Origin of the sequence: Rhizobium pisi (genome assembly GCF_003938655.1) — a bacterium.
GTDB classification, from domain to species: domain Bacteria; phylum Pseudomonadota; class Alphaproteobacteria; order Rhizobiales; family Rhizobiaceae; genus Rhizobium; species Rhizobium pisi.
On sequence record NZ_RJJT01000003.1, the window covers coordinates 176,597 to 196,370 of the forward strand.

General features: G+C 60.8%; 19 protein-coding genes and 2 pseudogenes. 13 read left to right on the forward strand and 8 right to left on the reverse strand.

The genetic code is table 11. The features are described from left to right. Nucleotides 1–123 precede the first annotated feature (123 nt). The 4 genes from EFD55_RS05420 to ligA all read left to right on the forward strand — a co-directional run bounded on the left by EFD55_RS05420 (nucleotide 124) and on the right by ligA (nucleotide 6,463). A complete protein-coding gene (locus EFD55_RS05420; protein ID WP_183604840.1) occupies nucleotides 124–993 on the forward strand; it encodes an outer membrane protein assembly factor BamD in 870 nt (289 codons plus the stop codon). Nucleotides 994–998: 5 nt separating this feature from the next. Then, nucleotides 999–2,672, forward strand: a complete 1,674-nt coding sequence (gene recN, locus EFD55_RS05425; RefSeq protein WP_125843593.1) for a DNA repair protein RecN — start codon at nucleotides 999–1,001, stop codon at nucleotides 2,670–2,672. A gap of 292 nt (nucleotides 2,673–2,964) precedes the next feature. Beyond that, entirely contained in the window at nucleotides 2,965–3,933 is a 969-nt protein-coding gene (locus EFD55_RS05435) for a DUF2806 domain-containing protein (protein WP_165504824.1), read from the forward strand. Between the two features lie 373 nt (nucleotides 3,934–4,306). Beyond that, a complete protein-coding gene (gene ligA / locus EFD55_RS05445; protein ID WP_125843596.1) occupies nucleotides 4,307–6,463 on the forward strand; it encodes an NAD-dependent DNA ligase LigA in 2,157 nt (718 codons plus the stop codon). 164 nt (nucleotides 6,464–6,627) lie between these two features. On the opposite strand, the gene EFD55_RS05455 is transcribed toward ligA, so the two are convergent. Then, complete coding sequence (locus EFD55_RS05455) at nucleotides 6,628–7,164, reverse strand: GNAT family N-acetyltransferase (RefSeq protein WP_125843597.1); 537 nt, start codon at nucleotides 7,162–7,164, stop codon at nucleotides 6,628–6,630. 270 nt (nucleotides 7,165–7,434) lie between these two features. Here EFD55_RS05455 and EFD55_RS05460 point away from each other — a divergent pair. Continuing rightward, nucleotides 7,435–8,027: pseudogene (locus tag EFD55_RS05460) on the forward strand (3'-5' exonuclease). A 125-nt stretch (nucleotides 8,028–8,152) separates the two neighbouring features. Next, nucleotides 8,153–8,644, forward strand: a complete 492-nt coding sequence (locus EFD55_RS05465; RefSeq protein ID WP_125843598.1) for a CreA family protein — start codon at nucleotides 8,153–8,155, stop codon at nucleotides 8,642–8,644. 254 nt (nucleotides 8,645–8,898) lie between these two features. Here the strand turns inward: EFD55_RS05465 and EFD55_RS05475 are convergent, their stop codons facing one another. Both EFD55_RS05475 and EFD55_RS05480 read right to left on the reverse strand, forming a co-directional pair. After that, nucleotides 8,899–9,366, reverse strand: a complete 468-nt coding sequence (locus EFD55_RS05475; RefSeq protein WP_017965084.1) for a chemotaxis protein CheW — start codon at nucleotides 9,364–9,366, stop codon at nucleotides 8,899–8,901. Between the two features lie 2 nt (nucleotides 9,367–9,368). Continuing rightward, nucleotides 9,369–9,842 (reverse strand): annotated as a pseudogene (locus EFD55_RS05480) (methyl-accepting chemotaxis protein); the annotation flags it as partial. A gap of 341 nt (nucleotides 9,843–10,183) precedes the next feature. On the opposite strand from EFD55_RS05480, the gene EFD55_RS05485 reads away from it, so the two are divergent. Continuing rightward, the gene (locus tag EFD55_RS05485; protein ID WP_125843771.1) at nucleotides 10,184–10,789 is read left to right on the forward strand and encodes an SCO family protein; all 606 of its coding nucleotides are present in this window, start codon (nucleotides 10,184–10,186) and stop codon (nucleotides 10,787–10,789) included. Nucleotides 10,790–10,839: 50 nt separating this feature from the next. Continuing rightward, nucleotides 10,840–11,718 carry a 50S ribosomal protein L11 methyltransferase gene (locus EFD55_RS05490; protein ID WP_125843601.1) on the forward strand — a complete coding sequence of 293 codons (879 nt, stop codon included), beginning with the start codon at nucleotides 10,840–10,842 and terminating at the stop codon, nucleotides 11,716–11,718. Between the two features lie 399 nt (nucleotides 11,719–12,117). Here EFD55_RS05490 and EFD55_RS33050 read toward each other — a convergent pair whose 3' ends face one another. Next, nucleotides 12,118–12,291 carry a hypothetical protein gene (locus tag EFD55_RS33050; protein WP_003541368.1) on the reverse strand — a complete coding sequence of 58 codons (174 nt, stop codon included), beginning with the start codon at nucleotides 12,289–12,291 and terminating at the stop codon, nucleotides 12,118–12,120. Between the two features lie 277 nt (nucleotides 12,292–12,568). Here EFD55_RS33050 and EFD55_RS05495 point away from each other — a divergent pair, with 277 nt between their 5' ends. Continuing rightward, nucleotides 12,569–14,404 (forward strand): aminopeptidase P family protein, encoded by a 1,836-nt coding sequence (locus EFD55_RS05495; protein WP_125843602.1) that lies wholly within the window; start codon nucleotides 12,569–12,571, stop codon nucleotides 14,402–14,404. 36 nt (nucleotides 14,405–14,440) lie between these two features. Here the strand turns inward: EFD55_RS05495 and EFD55_RS05500 are convergent, their stop codons facing one another. Then, entirely contained in the window at nucleotides 14,441–14,749 is a 309-nt protein-coding gene (locus EFD55_RS05500; RefSeq protein WP_125843603.1) for an AzlD family protein, read from the reverse strand. 3 nt (nucleotides 14,750–14,752) lie between these two features. After that, the gene (locus EFD55_RS05505) at nucleotides 14,753–15,457 is read right to left on the reverse strand and encodes an AzlC family ABC transporter permease (RefSeq protein ID WP_245438398.1); all 705 of its coding nucleotides are present in this window, start codon (nucleotides 15,455–15,457) and stop codon (nucleotides 14,753–14,755) included. On the opposite strand from EFD55_RS05505, the gene EFD55_RS33635 reads away from it, so the two are divergent. The 3 genes from EFD55_RS33635 (at nucleotide 15,378) to EFD55_RS05515 (ending at nucleotide 17,566) form a co-directional block, all read left to right on the forward strand. Beyond that, the gene (locus EFD55_RS33635) at nucleotides 15,378–15,560 is read left to right on the forward strand and encodes a hypothetical protein (protein WP_245438402.1); all 183 of its coding nucleotides are present in this window, start codon (nucleotides 15,378–15,380) and stop codon (nucleotides 15,558–15,560) included. The two genes, EFD55_RS05505 and EFD55_RS33635, sit on opposite strands and share 80 nt — an antisense overlap. A gap of 57 nt (nucleotides 15,561–15,617) precedes the next feature. Then, the gene (locus tag EFD55_RS05510; RefSeq protein WP_125843605.1) at nucleotides 15,618–15,863 is read left to right on the forward strand and encodes a DUF2164 domain-containing protein; all 246 of its coding nucleotides are present in this window, start codon (nucleotides 15,618–15,620) and stop codon (nucleotides 15,861–15,863) included. A gap of 119 nt (nucleotides 15,864–15,982) precedes the next feature. Beyond that, nucleotides 15,983–17,566, forward strand: a complete 1,584-nt coding sequence (locus tag EFD55_RS05515) for a hypothetical protein (protein WP_125843606.1) — start codon at nucleotides 15,983–15,985, stop codon at nucleotides 17,564–17,566. A 5-nt stretch (nucleotides 17,567–17,571) separates the two neighbouring features. Here EFD55_RS05515 and pncA read toward each other — a convergent pair whose 3' ends face one another. Both pncA and EFD55_RS05525 read right to left on the reverse strand, forming a co-directional pair. After that, complete coding sequence (gene pncA / locus EFD55_RS05520) at nucleotides 17,572–18,198, reverse strand: bifunctional nicotinamidase/pyrazinamidase (RefSeq protein WP_125843607.1); 627 nt, start codon at nucleotides 18,196–18,198, stop codon at nucleotides 17,572–17,574. Nucleotides 18,199–18,515: 317 nt separating this feature from the next. Beyond that, nucleotides 18,516–19,019, reverse strand: a complete 504-nt coding sequence (locus tag EFD55_RS05525) for an EF-hand domain-containing protein (protein WP_125843608.1) — start codon at nucleotides 19,017–19,019, stop codon at nucleotides 18,516–18,518. Between the two features lie 398 nt (nucleotides 19,020–19,417). Here EFD55_RS05525 and EFD55_RS05530 point away from each other — a divergent pair, with 398 nt between their 5' ends. After that, on the forward strand, nucleotides 19,418–19,765 hold the full coding sequence (locus EFD55_RS05530; protein WP_125843609.1) for a hypothetical protein: 348 nt from the start codon (nucleotides 19,418–19,420) through the stop codon (nucleotides 19,763–19,765). Nucleotides 19,766–19,774: the final 9 nt, after the last annotated feature.

A 19,774-nucleotide genomic window follows, 5' to 3' on the forward strand; every position in this document is an offset into this window, starting at 1 on the left:
GCCGTTGCCACAAAAATGCGTTAATGCCTTATCATTGCGTTGCTCTTGATGCACATTTATGGCTAGAAACGCCAGCGAGGCGTGGCTGCCGTGGAGAGAGCGGCGGCAGTGGGGTTCTTTTGAATGGGTTATGCAGGATCTGAAGGTATGATGAAGACAGCGCGCGCTTTGTTGGCATCGCTTCTGGTGCTCAGCGCAGGCGCCTCGATATCCGGCTGCCAGTCGGACCCCGATATCGACATCACCAAGCTCGGTCTCGAAACCGATCCGCCTGACGTGCTCTACACCCAGGGCCTTGCCAACATGAAGGCCGGCAACATGGCCGAAGCGGCGCGCAAGTTCGATGCGATCGACCGCGAGAACCCGTTCTCCGAATGGGCGCGCAAGGCACTCGTGATGAGCACCTTCGTCAAATACCGCCAGGGCCGCCTGGATGATGCGCTTGCATCAGGCAACCGCTACATGGCGCAATATCCGAAGTCCCAGGATGCCGCCTATGTGCAGTATCTCATCGGTCTCACCTATTCCAAGCAGATCGTCGACGTAACGCAGGACCAGCGCGCTTCGGCCAAGACGGTCGAAGCGATGCAGGCCGTCATCGACAATTATCCGAACTCCGAATATGTCGACGACGCGCAGGCCAAGATCCGTTTCGCCCGCGACCAGCTCGCCGGCAAGGAAATGCAGGTCGGCCGCTATTATATGGAGCGGAAGGAATATCTCGCCGCGGTCTCGCGCTTCCGCATCGTCGTCGAGAAATATCCGAACACGAACCAGATCGAAGAGGCTTTGGCGCGTCTCGTCGAAGCTTATTACGCGATGGGCATCGTCGACGAGGCGCAGACGGCGGCTGCCGTTCTCGGCCACAATTATCCCGACAGCCAGTGGTACGCCGATTCCTACAAGCTGCTGCAGACCGGCGGCGCCGAGCCGCGTGAAAACAAGGGCTCGTGGATCGCTGCGGCAGGCAAGAAACTCCTGCTCGGTTCATAAAACCAATGCTGATCCAGCTTTCGATCCGCGATATCGTCCTGATCGAGCGGCTGGATCTTGCCTTCGAGACCGGTCTTTCCGTGCTGACGGGCGAGACGGGGGCGGGCAAATCCATCCTGCTCGACAGCCTGTCGCTGGCGCTCGGCGGACGCGGCGACGGCGGCCTAGTGCGCCACGGCGAGGACAAGGGCCAGGTGACGGCCGTGTTCGACGTCGGCATGGACCACGGCGCCCGCGCGCTGCTGCGTGAAAACGGAATCGACGACGAGGGCGACCTGATCTTCCGCCGCCAGCAATCGGCGGATGGGCGCACCAAGGCCTATGTCAATGATCAGCCGGTCAGCGTGCAGCTGATGCGCCAGGCCGGGCAAATGCTGGTCGAGATCCACGGCCAGCACGACGACCGCGCCCTTGTCGACACCAATGCCCACCGCACCCTGCTTGATGCGTTCGCCGGCCTCACCGAGGAGGTTTTAGAGGTGGCCCGGCTTTACCGCCTGTGGCGCGACAGCGAGCGGATGCTGAAGAAACACCGCGAGAAGGTGGAGAGTGCTGCGCGCGAAGCCGATTACCTCCGCGCCTCCGTCGAGGAGCTGGAGAAGCTCTCGCCGCAGGATGGCGAGGAAGACGAGCTCGCCGATCGCCGGCAGAAGATGATGAAGGCCGAGCGGATCGCCGGCGATATCGCCGAGGCCTCCGAGTTCCTGAACGGCAATGCCTCGCCGGTGCCTCACATCGCTTCGCTGGTGCGCCGTCTGGAGCGCAAGAGCCACGAGGCGCCTGGGCTGCTCGAAGAGACCGTCGCGCTGCTCGATACGGCGCTCGACCAGCTCTCCAACGCGCAGATGGAAGTCGAGGCGGCGCTGCGCAAGACAGAATACGATCCGCGCGAGCTGGAGCGGGTGGAGGAGCGGCTTTTTGCGCTGAGAGCCGCCTCGCGCAAATATTCCGTGCCGGTCACCGAGCTGCCGGCGCTTGCCGTGCGCATGATCGCCGACCTTGCCGATCTCGATGCGGGTGAGGAGAAGCTTGCCCGGCTCGCGGCCGAAGTCGGGCAGGCGCGGGAAAATTACGATGCGGCGGCGCGCGCGCTGTCCGACAAGCGTCATCACGCCGGCACGGCGCTCGCCGAAGCCGTGATGGCCGAACTGCCGGCCTTGAAGCTCGAACGCGCCCGCTTCATGGTGGAGATCACTACGGACGCAGGAGAGGCGCTCGCCGAAGGCATCGATGTGGTCGAATTCCATGTCCAGACCAATCCGGGCACGCGGCCGGGCTCGATCATGAAGGTCGCCTCCGGCGGCGAGCTGTCGCGTTTCCTGCTGGCGCTGAAGGTGGCGCTGGCCGATCGCGGATCGGCGCCGACGCTCGTCTTCGACGAAATCGATACCGGTGTCGGCGGCGCCGTGGCCGATGCGATCGGCCAGCGGCTGAAGCGGCTGTCCGAGCGGGTACAGGTTCTGTCGGTCACACATGCGCCGCAGGTCGCGGCGCGGGCGGCGACCCACCTCTTGATCTCCAAGGGGCCGGCGGCCGACGGCTCTGAAAAGATTGCCACGCGGGTCGCGACGATGGCCCAGAAGGACCGCACCGAAGAGATCGCCCGCATGCTCGCCGGCGCCTCGGTGACCGAGGAGGCGAGGGCGGCGGCGAAGCGGCTGCTCGCCGGCAACGGCTGATTTCCAGCCCTGCTGTCGGTGACGAACTTCTCGCTTCGCGCTATCTGTGACATTCCGATCAGCGACGATCCGCCCGGTCTGCCGCATTGAGCATGCCGACTCGAAGTTTCAGATCGAAGAGGTCGACTGCACTTATTCAATTGCCGGTGGAGGACATAGCAAAGGGGTCACGGAAGTGATTATATCTAGCTAACGTTGGAAGGCCGCTTTGCCGAAACCATCAAATGAGCCAGTAGGTTTAGACCTGGCCTGGAGCTGGAACGGACTTAGCGCCAAAGTCCGAAGCCGACTAGTGTCGGCCCTAGATCGCGCTGGAGCAAGAAAGATCGATCAGACCGGCCTTGAGGACGAGCGTAGAGCGGCAGTGCATCAGGCATTAACCGATACGCAGCTTAAGCTGATTGCGGCCTCCACAAAGGTGCTGGAGGAACGACTTCAGGCCGACCCCGACCTAGCGCAAAGGGCACTGACAGCATTCAGTCGCGCAGAAAGACAAGCAGAGAATGTCGAAGCGTCACTGGTGTTAGCCATTGAAGATTTGAAAAACAAGCCTTCTGCGGGGGCGGAGCCGGCAGACTCGCCCGATACGCTGGACCCGGAGTTTCTGAACCGATGGGAACTCTACGCATCAGGCGCAACATCCGAAGTCGTGCGCGAAAAATGGGGGCGCATACTGTCATCTGAGATCAGGGAACCGGGAACATTCTCGCTGAAAACACTCCGAGTGATCGATGAACTCGATCACGAGACAGCGATCTTGTTTCAGCGATTTTGTCAAAGCAGAATAGGCCAGTGGGCGCCGGAGCTGCTCCTTGATCTAGACGCCTCCGAACTAAGCGCCCTTGAACAAGCTGGACTGATTCTCGATGCGGAGTTCGGAAGAGCGGTGACGTTCTCGCAAACCATCGATGGTCATGGCGCAAAGTGGTGGGCATTAGGAAGCGATACGATGGGGGTAGCCGTCAGACAAGATCCCATGCCTTCAACCATAACGACAGGACCCTTCAACCTTGATCCCTTGAGAATTATGGACGAAAAATTAAAGATGAACGTCAGCGTATTGAGCAGAGTTGGCGGAGCACTTGCGGTGATTATTCCTCACAACGAGGAAGAGGTATTCCGTCGCCTTGCGAAGGTAATCTCAGGGGACGTCGCCGGAGCCGCCGTAATGGTACGCAGAACAGCCGAGGGCATCATGTCCGACGACGGGAGCGAAAACGCCCCGCCAATGCCTGCCGATGGCATTGTCACCCCGGGGTGAATACGCAGGGAAAGCCAACAATTTCGGCGAAGGCGTTCAGCGGTCGATTTGCCTTAACGCAGCCGACGCTTATCGCGGAGATCGAATACCGAGCCTGGACGGAAGACGAAAGCTGCGGCATGCCTCTTACAAGGGGTTACGCGAGGTGCAGGACAACGTGGATCTGGTTTCTGTTGCTATTCGATTTTGCGTGCTACACCATTCACGGCGCAGACGCGCCGTGGCTGGATTCCTGTGACAGGCACAGGAATGAAGGCGGAGAGGTGAGCCGGTCGATCTTCCAGAGTCGGCAGATACGGCCTCTCTTTTCATCCGGTGATTTTGCTCTAAAAACAATGCAGATTTCTGGCCAGATTCTCTGGAGTGCTGTTCCATGTCCACCGAAGGTTCCGCCGTCGATACTTTGACGATCGAAGAGGCTGCCGCCGAGCTTGAACGGCTGGCAAAGGAGATTGCGCATCACGATGCGCTTTATCACGGCAAGGACCAGCCGGAGATTTCGGATGCGGATTACGACGCGCTGAAGCGCCGCAACGATGCGATCGAGGCGCGCTTTCCCGAGCTGATCCGCGAGGACAGCCCGTCGCGGCATGTCGGTGCAGCACCCTCCGTCACCTTCGCGCCGGTCGTTCATGCGCGGCCGATGTTGTCGCTCGACAACACCTTTTCGCAGGAGGACGTGCAGGATTTCGTCGCCGGCGTCTATCGCTTCCTCGGCCGCCTGCCGGACCAGTCGATCCCCTTCACCGCCGAGCCGAAGATCGACGGTCTCTCGATGTCGATCCGCTACGAGAACGGCATACTGGTGACGGCTGCCACGCGCGGCGACGGCACGACGGGGGAAAACGTCACTGCCAATATCCGGACCATTGCCGAAATCCCGAACAAGCTGCCGAAGGGCGTTCCCGCGGTCGTCGAGATCCGTGGCGAGGTCTATATGGCCAAGAGCGATTTCCTGGCGCTGAACCGGCAGATGGAGGCGGAGGGAAAGCAGACCTATGTCAATCCGCGCAACACGGCCGCCGGATCGCTGCGCCAACTCGACGCCAAGGTGACGGCGAGCCGCAAGCTGAAATTCTTCGCCTATGCCTGGGGCGAAATGTCGGAAATGCCGGCCGATACGCAATTTGCCATGGTGCAGACCTTCAAGGAGTGGGGTTTTCCCGTCAATCCGCTGATGAAGCGGCTGAATTCGGTCGCCGACATCCTGGCGCATTACGACGAGATCGGCCTTGAGCGCCCGGACCTCGATTACGACATCGACGGCGTCGTCTACAAGGTGGACAGCCTCGAGCTGCAGGGCCGCCTCGGCTTCCGCTCGCGTAGCCCACGCTGGGCGACGGCGCACAAGTTTCCGGCGGAGCAGGCCTTTACCGAAGTCGAGAAGATCGAGATCCAGGTCGGCCGCACCGGCGCGCTGACCCCGGTGGCGCGGTTGAAGCCGATCACGGTCGGCGGCGTCGTCGTCACCAATGCGACGCTGCACAACGAGGACTACATCAAGGGTATCGGCAATAGCGGCGAGCGCATCCGGCCGGAGGAACACGATATCCGCGAGGGCGATACCGTCATCGTCCAGCGCGCCGGCGACGTCATTCCGCAGATCCTCGACGTGGTGATGGAGAAGCGGCCGGAGGCGGCAAGGCCCTATGAATTTCCGAAGACATGCCCGGTCTGCGGTTCGCATGCCGTTCGCGAGGTGAACGAGAAGACCGGCAAGATGGATTCCGTGCGCCGCTGCACCGGCGGCTTCATCTGCCGGGCGCAGGCGACGGAGCATCTGAAGCACTTCGTCTCGCGCAACGCCTTCGATATAGAGGGGCTCGGCGCGAAGCAGATCGACTTCTTCTTCGAAAACGAGGACCCGTCGCTGCAAATCCGCACGGCGCCCGAAATCTTCACGCTGGAGAAGCGCCAGCAGCAGTCGCTCACCAAGCTGGAGAATATCGACGGTTTCGGCAAGGTCAGCGTCGGCAAGCTCTATGCGGCGATCAACGAGCGGCGCAGCATCGCTCTCCACCGCTTCATCTATGCGCTCGGTATCCGCCATGTCGGCGAGACCACGGCGAAGCTGCTGGCGCGCTCCTACGGCACTTATGAAGCCTTTTCGACCGCGATGAAGGAGGCGGCACCGCTTTCCGGCGACGCCTGGAGCGATCTCAACGCCATCGAGGGCATCGGTGAAGTCGTGGCGCGCGCCATGGTGGAGTTCTACAAGGAGCCGCGCAATGTCGAAGTGATCGGCCGCCTGCTCGACGAGGTGACGCCTGAGGAGGCCGAACAGCCGGTCACGTCAGGCAGCCCGGTCGCCGGCAAGACCGTGGTCTTCACCGGCTCACTTGAAAAATTCACCCGCGACGAGGCGAAGGCGAGAGCCGAAAGCCTCGGCGCCAAGGTGGCGGGATCGGTTTCCAAGAAGACCGACATCGTCGTCGCCGGTCCCGGCGCCGGTTCGAAGCTCGACAAGGCCCGCGAGCTCGGGGTCCAGACGATGGACGAGGATGAGTGGCTGGCGCTGATCGGCGGGTAAGCCCAGACCGGTTTGGAACTTCGCGGTTTACTCAGCGTCATCCTCGGCCTTGTGCCGAGGATCTGCTGCCGTTGCAGATGCTCGGGACAAGCCCGAGCATGACGGAAGAGTCCTTGGCCGCCATTGCAGATAATCCAAGGCCGGCCTTAAACCGGCCTTTTGTTTCAGGCTCTCAGCCGCGCCATCGTATAAGCATCGACATATTGGCCGGCGCGGTAGCCGAATGAGCGCAGAAGCCCTTCCTTCTCGAAGCCGAACTTCTCGTAGAGCCGGATCGCAACGTCGTTGTCGGTGTAAACGGTCAATTCCAGCCGTTTGACGTCGAGCCAGTCGTCGGCGGCATCGACCATGGCGCCGAGCAGGACGCGGCCGAAGCCGCGGCCGGTGAAGTCGTCATGCACGCCCATGCCGATGCTCGCGACATGCTGCCTGCGGCCGGCGAGGCGATTGAGGCCGCAACTGCCGACGATCTTGCCATTCAGGGTGACGACGAGGTTAAGCGCACCCGGCGACGGATTTTCCATGTGCTTGCGCACCTCTTCGACCGTTTGGTACGGCGGCCGCAGGGTGCCGGCCCGGACGCCTGGCAAATTTATGAGATCGGTGACCTCTTCGGCATCGGAAAGACGCACGGCGCGCACGACGACGCCGTCCGGCAGGCGCGCTCGGTCGCGTGGCTCATTCTCTTCGCTTTCAGACATTGGATGCTCTCCTAGGGTTTTGAGGAGGAGAGCCGGATTTCGAAAACCCTGCTCGCCTCGGCAGGGGTTTCGGGATGATCGGACGGCTAGTGACGCACCATCGCTCCCGCGTACCCTGGAAGGGTCGTGGCGATATGATGCATGGTTGATGTCACAGAGTTGATCATGCACAAAAGTTTCCCCATTTGCGTGCAGATGTCAACAGGTCGGAATTTGCCTTCGGATGCGGCTATGATTATTCCGGTAGGGCAGACGATTCGGATATTTGCTTTGAAGACCATCGCCATCGATTTCGAGACAGCCAACGAGCAGCGCGGTAGCGCTTGCTCTGTCGGGCTTGCCTGGATCGAGGAGGGCAGGGTAACGCGTGTTGAGGAGCGGCTGATCCGGCCGCGCGACATGCGCTTTTCCGGGATGAATATCGCGATCCATGGCATCCGGCCGGAGCATGTCGAGGACGCGCCTGAATTTCCCGAGGTGATGGACGAGTTCCACGACGATATCCGCGGCGCGACGATGATCGCGCACAATGCCGCCTTCGATTTCAGCGTCTGGCGCGCAAGCCTCGATCTCTACCGGCAGTCCTATCCTGAACTGACCTATCTCTGCAGCCTGAAGATGGCTCAGCGGATCTGGCCGCATTTTCTCTCGCATCGGCTGAACCTGATCGCCGAGCATCTCGGCCTGCGCTTCATGCACCACAACGCTGCCGAAGATGCGGCGGTCTGCGCGGCGGCGGCGATCGAGATGGCGAAGGCGGTCAAGGCGAGAGCCGTGGAAGCGATCCCGGCGCTGATCGGCATGACGCGCCGGGGCGGCTGACGGCGAAGGGCTATGCGCCCTGCACCTGCCGCAAGGCCTGAGCGTTCTCCCCGCATCGGCGATTCTTGCAAAGCATGGGCGCGTACTTATCTAGAAAGCGCCGATTCAAAGCGATAGAGCGCCTTTGGCACGTCCCGTCGGACGCGCGGCGCTTCAGGGAGCCGCCATGTCCAAGCCGCGCAATCTTTTCCTTGCCGCCCTCTCTCTCGCCGTCCTTTCCGCGGGCGCCGTCTCGGCCGAAGTCGTCGGCAAGGTCGGGGTCGACTGGATCGGCAACGACATCATCGTCGAGGCGGTTTCCGATCCCGAGGTCAAGGGCGTCACCTGCCACGTCACCTATTTCGACCGCAGCCTGATCGACCGGTTCAAGAACGGCAACTGGTTCGAGGATCCGTCCAACAATTCCATCGCCTGCCGGCAGACAGGGCCGATCGAGATCGGCAATATCGACCTGTCCAAAGACGGCAGCGAGGTATTCCGCCAGGGCATGTCGCTGATCTGGAAGACCCTTGTCGTCAACCGCATCTACGACAAGGCCAACGACACGCTGATCTATCTCGCCCATTCGAGGGAGCTCACCGACGGTTCCGCGAAAATGTCGATCTCGACCATTCCGCTCTATGGGCAGAACGTGATCTGGAAGAATGGGAAGCCGTAGGGCGGGAGATTCTTTCTTCTGATGTGCCGTAGGCCCCCTCATCCGACCCTTCGGGCCACCTTCTCCCCACTGGGGAGAAGGGATATGCGGCATCGTCTCCGCATATTTTCGAGGCTATGTTTGTCACGTCCCCTCTACCCTCCGGGGAGAGGGTTAGGGTGAGGTGGCTGCACACGCAAAGTCTGCTTGCTCTCCAGACCGAAACGAAAAAGGCCCGGACGAGCCGGGCCTTTGAAACTGGACATCGGCAGCGCTTAAGCAGCCTGCGTCAGCTCGTCGGCGATGACGGTGTCGAGGTTCAGGAAGCAGACCATGGTCTTCTCAAGCGCGACGATGCCGCGGCAGAAGGCGCGCTGGGCTTCCGGGATGATTTCCGGCGGCGGCTGCAGGTCTTCGCTCTTGATGGTCATCATGTCGGAAACCTGCTCAACCAGCAGGCCGACCAGCTTGCCGGCGATGTCGGTGACGATGATCGCCGAGCGCTCGGAGGGCTCGGTCATCTTCATGCCGAGGCGGCAGGCCATGTCGATGACCGGGATGACCGCGCCGCGCAGGTTGATGAGGCCGAGCACGTAGGGCGGAGTGTGCGGCATCGGCGTCACCGGCGCCCAGCCGCGGATTTCGCGGATGGCCATGATGTCGATGCAGAATTCCTGGTCGCCCAGGTGGAACGAAACGATTTCGAGATAGGCGCCCGACTGCTTGATGGCGTTGTTGTTCATGGTCAGAATTCTTCCCAGTTGTTCCCGGCGGGAGAGGCGATGGCTGTGGCGGCAGAACCGCCGTTGAATGCGCCCGCGACTTTGCCGATCAGGCTGCGTGCGGGAGAAGGTCTCGAATGCGAGGCGGGCGTTGCCTCTCGCTGCGTTTGCCGGGCGGTCATGCCCTCGCCGATTTTGAACTGCTTGACCAACTGCGTCAGGTTTTCAGCGTCGATGGCGAGCCTATGGCTTGCGGCATTCGCCTCTTCCACCACGGCCGCGTTCTTCTGCGTGACCTGATCCATCCGGCTGATCGATGTATTGATTTCGCTCAATCCAACCGATTGTTCGCGCGCAGAGGTTACGATTGATTTAACGTGTTCGTCGATGCGCAGAACATCTTCGCCGAGCTGGCGGAGCGCTCCACCGACCGCCGTCACCAGGTCACCACCAATCTTCACTTCCTCGCCGGATTTCCCGATCAAAGCCTTGCTATCCCCACGCCGCCGAGCGTCCTCGGCAGACTTCATGTCAGAACGGCACGAACACGCCGCACGCATTGCTAAATATAGATATGACCGCTTAAGTCTTTCCTAATGATATGCATCTCGCTATTGCCGGTCGGTCTAGAAAGCAAAGCGTTCAAAACATGATGTTTTTTTTTACCCATGCCGATGGCGACGCGCGGATTTTTCGAAAACCGCGGCGGTGATCGCTGAGACAATTAATCACGGGTCAGAAAACATATTCTTGAATTGCGTGCATCCGGCCGAGACTATAATCACCGGAACGCGCAGGGGTGGGCGGCGCATATCCGCCCGGATCGAGGTTCATGCCAATGAAGACATTCCGCATCGTCATCTGGGTCGCCGTGCTGTTTATCGCCGGCGTTCTCGGCGTATTGACGCTCTATCCCATGAAATCTCGGGAGATCGTGGCGGAAGCGCCATTCGGCGTGCCGTTCACCTTGGTCTCCCAGAGCGGGCAGCCGATCACCGAACAGGCGTTGCGCGGCAAGCCGACGGCGCTGTTCTTCGGTTTCACGCATTGCCCTGAGGTCTGCCCGACGACGCTTTTCGAGCTGAACGGCTGGATGGAGAAGGTCGATCCCGACGGCACCAAGCTGCAGGCCTATTTCGTGACCGTCGATCCGGAGCGTGACACGCCCGAGATCATGGACCAGTACGTTTCCAACGTTTCCAAGCGCATCACCGGCATTTCTGGCCCGCCTGACAAGATCGCCGAGGTCATCAAGGGTTTTCGCGTTTACGCCAAGAAGGTGCCGGTCGATGAGAAGAACCCGAACGGCGACTATACGATGGATCACACCGCCTCGGTCTTCCTGCTCGATTCTGCCGGGCGTTTTTCCGGAACGATCGCCTATGGCGAAAACCCGGACACGGCGGTAAAGAAGCTGGAGAATCTCGTCAGCAAGGGGTCATAGGGCGCTGGCCCGACCGGCGGCGGGCAAGGAAAACGGAAAGACCGCCTATCGTGAGTGAAATCCGCCTTTATGTGTCGACGACCGAAAGCAAGGCCGAGGAGATTCTCGACCTTCTGAGCGAGGTCTTCGGTGAAGAAGACTTTGCCATCGGCACCACCGAGATCGACGAGAAGAAGGACATCTGGGAAGCCTCGATCTATATGATGGCCGAGGACGAGGCGGATGTACGTTCCCGCGTCGACGGGGCGCTGAAGAGCGCCTTTCCCGAGGCCCGGCTGCAGCGCGAAGTCATCCCCGATGTCGACTGGGTGGTGAAATCGCTAGAGGGCCTGAAGCCCGTCAGGGCAGGGCGCTTCCTGGTGCATGGATCGCATGACCGCGACAAGGTTCGCCCCGGCGATATCGCCATCGAGATCGATGCCGGCCAGGCCTTCGGCACCGGCCATCACGGCACGACGGCCGGCTGCCTTGAAGTGATCGACGCCGTGGTGCGCTCGCGCCCGGTCCGCAACGCGCTCGATCTCGGCACCGGCAGCGGCGTGCTGGCGATCGCGGTGCGCAAGCTCAAGAACATACCGGTGCTGGCGACAGATATCGATCCGGTCGCAACCAGGGTGGCGGCCGAGAACGTGCGCCGCAACGGCATCGCATCCGGCATCGTCACCCGGACCGCGCCGGGCTTTCATTCGACGGCCTTTTCCGAGCACGGCCCCTTCGATCTCATCATCGCCAACATCCTGGCGCGGCCGTTGATCCGCATGGCGCCGCAGCTCGCGATGCATCTTGCGCCGGGCGGATCGGTCATTCTTTCAGGCATTCTGGCCAGCCAACGCTGGAAGGTGATTGCCGCCTATAGCGGCGCGAGGCTTCGCCATGTCAGGACGATTTGGCGCAATGGCTGGGTGACCATCCACTTCGACCGGCCTTGACGAGGGAGAGAGTTGGGGCTGACGGTGCGGCAATTTCCCTCTTCTACCCAGCGGGGAGAAGATGCCCGAAGGGCAGATGAGGGGGTGAGCGGCGAAGAGCCGCGAATGCGCTGAGCGCAAGCGAAGGGCAATGAATGGTGTGCCGCGCGGCCCCCTCATCCGCCTGCCGGCACCTTCTCCCCGCCGGGGAGAAGAGGCATGCCGCGACCTCGGTCATTCCACAGGACACATTTCACGTGCCCTCACCAACACAACAAAAAAGGCGGTGCCGATGGCACCGCCTTGGACCGGTCTATCCGGTCAATGCCCGCGAGCTCGAAGGAGGAGGAGCGCTCGAGCGGGCTCTACTGCATTCCAATAGGCCGGTCCGGGAGGGAGGAGACGGACGGGCTTTCAGACTTAGAACGCGTAGCTGGGAGCGCCCTTGTGGCGCGTGGCGCGCTGGCCTGCACCGAGCAGCTTGAGGCTGTCTTCGTTCTGCGGGCGGCGGGCGCCGATTACGTGACGCACGGTCTGGCGTTCGCCAGCCTGCACCGGGCTGCTGTATGCGAAGCGCGAGAGAGAGGCGGTCATTCAAAAATTCCTTTGTTTGCTGGTTCATCCGAACCGTTCGATGGCGTCTATATAGCTATTCTGAAACGCGGAGGCAGAGGGTTTCGCTCATGGGAGCCATGCGGCCAATGCATAAAGCGTGCCAAATTAACTTTTGTCGTCACAGTTCTGTCAAAATATCGAGCGGGCTCAGCGGTTTCGACTCGTTTCGTCGCTTTTTCTCCCCATCGATTGAAATTTCGCTAACATGGCGGCCATCCCATTAACCGGATTCGTCTCAACCATTCGGGTTTTCAGCATGTTCCAGTCCTTCGACCTCACCTCCACGCCGCAATTCGGCAGGGATCGGGTATCGGCGCTGCGCGCTACTTTCGATTCGCTCGGCATCGACGCCTTCCTCGTGCCGCGCGCCGACGAATTCAACGGTGAATATGTTCCCGCGGGCTCGGAGCGACTGGCCTGGCTGACGGGCTTTACCGGCTCGGCTGGCATCGCGCTCGTCCTGCGCACCCAGGCGATCGTCTTCGTCGACGGGCGCTATGTGACCCAGCTTGCCGAACAGGTCGACGGTTCGGTCTTCTCAGGTGGCGATCTCGTCAACGAACCTCCGCATCTCTGGCTTGCCGCCAATGGCGGGAAGGGCCTGCGGCTCGGCATCGACCCGTGGCTGCATGCCGGTGCGGAAGTTCGCCGCCTGGAAAGGGCGCTTGCGGAAATCGGCGGCACGCTGGTCTTCCTGTCGCACAATCCGCTCGACAGGCTCTGGAGCGACCGGCCGGCCGACCCACTAGGCGCGGTCAGCATCCAGAATGTCGCCCAGGCCGGGGTGCTGGCGAGCGACAAGATCGCGACGATCGCCGCCGATCTGAAGAAGAAAAACCTCGCGGCGGTGCTGATCGCCGATCCCTCCTCGGTCGCCTGGACCTTCAACATCCGCGGCGCCGACGTGCCGCACACGCCGCATCCGCTGGCGCGCGCCATCATCCATGCCGACGGGCGGGCCGAACTCTTTCTCGACAAGCGCAAGACCGGCATCGAGCCGGAGGCCTATCTCGGGCAGATCTCGACGCAACTGCCGCCCTCGGCCCTGGAGGAGAGGCTTGCCGCCGTTTCCCGGAATGGCGGCCGCGTGCTGATCGACCCCGATATCGCTTCCCATGCGCTTTCCGAGATCATCCGCAAGGCGGGCGGCGAAGTGGTGGAAGGCATCGATCCGGCCAAGCTGCCGCGCGCGGTGAAGAACGACGTCGAGATCAACGGTTCGGCCGTGGCCCATCTGCAGGACGGGGCGGCGATGGTGGAATTCCTCTACTGGCTGTTGCAGGAAAAGCCGGGCACGGTGAGCGAGATCGCCGCCGCCGAGCGTCTCGAAGCGGCGCGCGCCCACGTCGGCCAGAGCATGCAGAACCCGCTGAAGGACATTTCCTTCGACACGATTTCGGGTGCGGGCGAACATGCGGCGATCATGCACTACCGCGTGACGACCGAGACCAACCGGATGATCGAGGCCGGCGAACTCTTCCTGATCGATTCCGGCGCGCAATATATCAATGGCACGACCGACATCACCCGCACCGTCGGCATCGGCGCGGTTTCCGAGGAGCATCGCCGCTTCTTCACGCTGGTGTTGAAGGGCATGATCGACATCAGCACGGCGCGTTTTCCGAAGGGTACGCGCGGCTGCGACCTCGACCCGCTGGCGCGCATCGCGCTGTGGCGGGCAGGGGCTGATTTCGCCCACGGCACCGGCCATGGCGTCGGCTCCTATCTCTCGGTGCACGAGGGACCGCAGCGCATCTCCAGGCTTTCGACGCAGGAACTGCTGCCCGGCATGATTCTCTCGAACGAGCCTGGCTATTACCGGCCGGGCAGCTTCGGCATCCGCATCGAGAACCTGATTTATGTCCGTGGAGCCGAGGAGATCGAGGGCGGCGACATGGCGATGCTCGGTTTCGAGACGCTGACCTTCTGCCCGATCGACCGCAGCCTCGTCATTCCGGAGCTTCTGACCCATGACGAGCTGCATTGGTTCAACGACTACCACCGCCGCACGCGCGAGGCGCTGATGCCGCTGATCCATGATCGCGACGTCAGGGCATGGCTCGAAAACGCAACGTTGCCGCTGGAATATTAGACCAACGGCGTCTGAGCATCGGCGTCGAGCCGGTGCTCAGAGCCCACCGGCATGGCGCCAGATCATCACGACGATCCAGGCGGCGACCAGCATCCACGTATGCGAGATGCGCAGGCCGACGAAGAGGGCGACGACCAGCGCCAGTTTCGATTCCCAGCCGCCGATGAAGAAGGCGGGTGCGACGAGCGTCGTCAGCACGGCGGCCGGCACGGCATTCAGCGCCGCCTCCATACGCGGCGGAATGCTCTTCATTCGAGTGATGAGGATATAGCCGCCGATGCGGGTGGCGAAAGTGGCGACGGCTGCGGCAATGATGACGAGCGCCATGTGAAGATCGAATTCCATCACTCAGACCTCGTGCACTTCGGATTGAAGGGCGTCGGCTTCAAGATCAGGCTCTTGCGGCGGCAGCGGCAGCAGGGCGGCGAGGACGATGCCGGCGGCAGCACCGAGGCTGACATGCCAGGGCGAGCCGACATAGCGATAGGCGAATACGGAGGCCACGGCACTGACGAGCGCCACGGGCAGGAAATTGTCGCGCTTGCGGAAGCCGAGGACGATGCCGAGGAAATAGGCCGGCAGCAGGATATCGAGGCCGATCGCCTTGGGATCGCCGATGAAGCCGCCGAGCAGGCCGCCGGCGATGCTGGTCAGTATCCAGGGAATGTAGATGATGATGGCGAAGCCGAAATACCAGGCGAAGGTAAGGGACCGGCCGGCCTCGCCGTGCTTCACCGCCGCGGCAAATTGCGGATCGACGAGCAGGAAGAAGGTGAAGAATTTCTGCACCGGCGTGAAATGGCCGATATAGCGCGCTAGGGCCGCCGAATAGAGCACGTGGCGGAAGTTGACGGCGAGGATCGACAGCACGATCAGCCACGCCTGGACATGGTGACCGAAGAGCTCGATGCCGACCATCTGGCTGGCGCCGGCATAGACGGTGGCGCTCATGAAGGCGGCCTCGGAGAGGGACATGCCGTTCTCGACCGCCAAGGCTCCGAAGAGAGCGCCAAAGGGTGCCGATGCCAGCGCAACGGCAAAGCCACCTCGCAAACCTTCAATAAAGTCGGCGCGATTCATCTGGGTGATCCTGTTGGAAATTCAGGTTTCCCTTATGGTCTATGGCTTGGCACGGCAATTGAATTTCGTTGATTGACCGATCGATTTCGCTGAAGCATCAAGGTCCTGATCGCATTCGGCAGAAGGGGAACCCATGAAGAAGATCGAATTTTCCAAGGAAGAGAAGGCAGAGATCGTTTCGCGTATCCGCGCCTATTTCGACCGGGAACTCGATCCCATCGGCGCGCTGCCGGCGGAATTCCTGCTTGATTTCTTCGCAGAGGAGGTCGGGCCATACTTCTACAATCGAGGGCTGAGAGATGCGCATGCGGCCCTGTTGAGAAGATTGGAGGATGTGGGCGAGGATATTCATCTGCTTGAGAGGGAGGAAAAATCCTAAAGCGCGTGGCGATCTTTCAGCCTTAGCTTCCCGAAATCAAACCGGAGCCGACACTTAACGCCAAATTATGTCGGTGCCGATATAGTCGTGATCCTTTCGTTCACCGGGTTGCGCGTTATTTGGCCTTGATTGTCTCTGCTATCGATGAACCTCGATCCGCCAGGTTCGGCAAGGTGTTGACCTTTATGGTCTGGCTTGCGCTGGCGTCTGCCCTTTGCTGGTCCGAAACGGTTTGGCGTGACGAGGTTCGCGCCTTGTCATTCGCCATTCAGGGAGACAATTTCATCGATATGCTTCGCCTGATGCAGGGTGATGGTCATCCTGCCCTCTGGCATATCCTGCTTCGCGCCGCCTACGCCGTGGTCGGCTCACCTGTCGTCCTGAAGATCGTCGCACTGACGATCGCGGCGACTTCGGCCTATCTTCTTGTTTTCAGGCTGAAACTGCCGATTTCTATCATGCTGCTATCGTTGTTCGGCAGCTTTTCGATTTTCGACTATGCCGCGATGGCGCGAAATTACGGCATCAGCATGCTTGTGATCTTCCTGATCGTCCTGAGTTGGGAGAAAGGGGCACGTAACGGCATATTGCTCGGCCTGTTGTTCGCCTTGCTGGCAAATACCAACGTCCATTCGGTCGTTATTGTCGGCGGCTTCCTTGCCTATTGGTTTTTCGATTTGGTTCTGACACGACCAAGGCCTGCCCTGACGGCATATCGGGCCTTTGCGACAGCCGCTGCCATTGCCGCCGTGGGAATTATTTTATGTTTCCTGACGGTCTATCCGACCTTCAATGATGCGGCGCAGAACGATCTCAGCGGCGAGAATTTCGCGTTGCTTGTCCTTCGCGCTCTCGTCGCGCCCGGCTCGCATTTTTTGGCGTTCTATCCCGACGCCTTTATTGAACTGGTCGTTGCCTATCCGGTGGCCTCTCGTCTTTTAGCGGCGTTGATGTCCGTGCTGGTCTGCGGCAGCCTGTTGACTTTGGCGAACCGGCTGCCGGCGCTGATCGCCGCAGCGCTGGTTCTTGCAGGGTTTTTGTTGCTTTTTGCGCTGGTCTATCCCGGCGGATACAGGCATCAGGCGCTTTGGCTGGTTTTCATGATCGCGATCACCGCTTTGACCCAAGGCAGGGCGACGGGCGTTGCCGGTAACGAAGCTGCCAGCGGCATCGTGAAGTTCGGGCGACTATGCTTCCTGATATTGCTGACGCTGCAGGTGATGTCCGGTATCGAAAAGGTCAATCGGGCATTTATCGCCGAAATACCGCTGAGCCGAAGCAAGGAGCTCGGTGCGTTCATTCAATCGCGTCCTGATCTCAAGGACGCGATCATCATGGCGGATCCCGACTATCTTGTGGAAGCCTTGCCCTATTATATCCCCAACCGCACCTATCTTCTGCGGGAGGAGCGGTTCGGCGCCATCGTGCGATTTACCCGGAACGTCCGGCTTTCGCTGAGCCTTGCCGATATTCTGCAAACCGCCCATCGCTTGCAGGAAAGCGAGCATGCGCCCGTCGTCATTCTTCTGTCGCAGCGGCTCGATCAGGTTAGCGCACCCGTTTCCGTGCGTGAAAGCTACGTTTGGCGGCTATCTCTGACGCCCGATGACATTGCTGCCTTCCAGAGCGGGACAAACCTCGTCAGGCGCTTCGGCCCGGTTGCCGGAAGCGATGAGACGTACGACGTCTACGTCGTGAAATAAGCAGCCTATTCGCGCAACACGTCCGCGCTTTTGATCACTGCGATGCCGTGGGCGCGCATCTCCTCGATTGCGGCGGCCACACCTTCGGGGGTGATGCCGCGGCTTGCATCTTCGATGAAGCGCACGCGCACATCAGGCATCATCTCCAGCGCGTCAAGCGCAGAGAACTTGACGCAGTAATCGGTCGCAAGGCCGCAGACGTCGAGATCGGTGACGCCCTGGTCCTCGAGGAAATCGGAAAGGCCGGTCGAGGCATCCCGGTCATTGTCGCGGAAAGCCGAATAGCTGTCGATCCTGGGATCTTCGCCCTTCTGCTGGATCAGATCGATCTCCTCGGATTTGAGCGCGGGATGCAGCTCGGCGTCAAGCGTGCCCTGGATGCAGTGGTCGGGCCACATCATCTGCGGCTTACCGGAGAGTTCGCCCATCTCGAAGGGGGCGGCACCCGGATGGGCGGAAGCGAAACTGCCGTGGCCCGGCGGGTGCCAGTCCTGCGAAGCGACGATCAGATCATATTTGCCGCTGTCGATCAGGCTGTTTGCGACGGGAACCACCTTGTCGCCATCGGGTACCGGCAGATTGCCGCCCGGACAGAAGCCGTTTTGAATGTCGACGAGCAACAGCGCTTTCATCAAGGCCAATCCCTTCGCTTTAAATTCAAGATGCAAATGCACTGGATGCATCAACTAGTGAATTTCCGGGCGCGCGCTTGCAAGTGTTAATTCTGGCACTTGCGGTAGTAAGTGGCTGAAACAGAAGGCTCTAATTCAACTATAAGAGTAGTTTGGATTGGCCCGTATGTCGAAATGGAAGGGAAGGTTCTGAAGTAATCAGCAGGCAACAAGCCGTGGCGACGGCGGCGATCGCCGCCAAATTCGGCCCGCCGCATAGGCGTTTTTTTGCGCTGTCGATGATCGAGGCTCCCCCGGCGGAGCCTCATCTCGGCCCGTCAGGCCGCGGTCACGTCGTCGGTCGCGGTATCGGTTGCCACGGCGGAAGCGCCGTAGGTATTGCGGTAGGCCTGAAGGGCCGTCTGCATGTCGGTCAGGACCTTGGTGAGAAGCGGATCGCTGTCGCCGGAGGTCTTGATGCTGTTCGGATCGGCGGCGAGGAATTCGGACTCGGTCAACTTACCGTCGCCATTCTTATCCATCGCCGCGAAGACGCCTTTGGAGGAGGAATCGTTCTGATCGCTGCCGTCGCCCTGATCGTCGCTGCCGTCGGTTTTCTGCATGGAGAGCATCAGCGACAGGATGTCGGCGGTGATCTTCCTGACGACATCGCTGCTCTTGTCGTCACTGTCACTGTCCGTGGCGGCCTTGCTTGATGTCGAAGCCTGCGAAGCGGCAGCCAACTCGTCCGCCGAAATCACGCCGTCGCCATTCTTGTCGAGACTGGAAAGCGGGGACTGGTACTGGGTCAATGTGCTGCCGAGGGATGAAACACTGGTCACTTGAACCTCCTTTGAAAAGTTCGTCGTGAAGCCCGCCTTTCATGGGTGGGCAATATCGTCGCTAAGCTGATTTGCGCATAGCGTCAAAGCGACGTTTTGACAGGGCAGAAGTGCGATTGACGAGGCGGGGCGACGCGCGTTAACCTTTCGGTTACCAAAGTTATTTCATTGAAATTGTTGGGTCTATTCGTCGCCGATTTGCTCGGGCGAGCGGTAATTTACGCTGCTGGTTGCATGAGGTTGGGTTGTCACACCTTGTGGGATGGGCAGGGAGCGGTTCGCACGCCCCTGTGGCGCTGCGGCATTTCGTCCGGCTTCAGTGACGTGCGCTGCCTGGTCCACCTTGCCCCCGGTCGCGATTTCTGCCTTTCTTAGCCTTAGAAGCGGGAAGCGAAGCCATGTCCGAGCCCGATCCAGACGAAAAGATCGATGCGACGTTCCGCAACGGCTCGCTGACGGCGGCCGGGATCATCCTTGGTTTCTCGCTCAACTTCATCAGCGTGTGGGTTTCCAATCCCAATGACTGGAGCCGCATCGATATCCTGCCGATGTTGTTCCTCGTCGCCGGCATTGCCGTCCAGGTGAAGGTCTTTGCCGATCTGCTGGCGCGCGACTCCCTTGTCGCCGTCAAATATGACCGGTCGCGCAAGCTCTTTTTGATCGGATTGGGAATCGTCGCCGCGGGCATGGGCATCGCGCTCGTCAACGATATTCTCGGGCTTGGAAAGATGCGGATGCTCGGGTGAGCGTTTTCG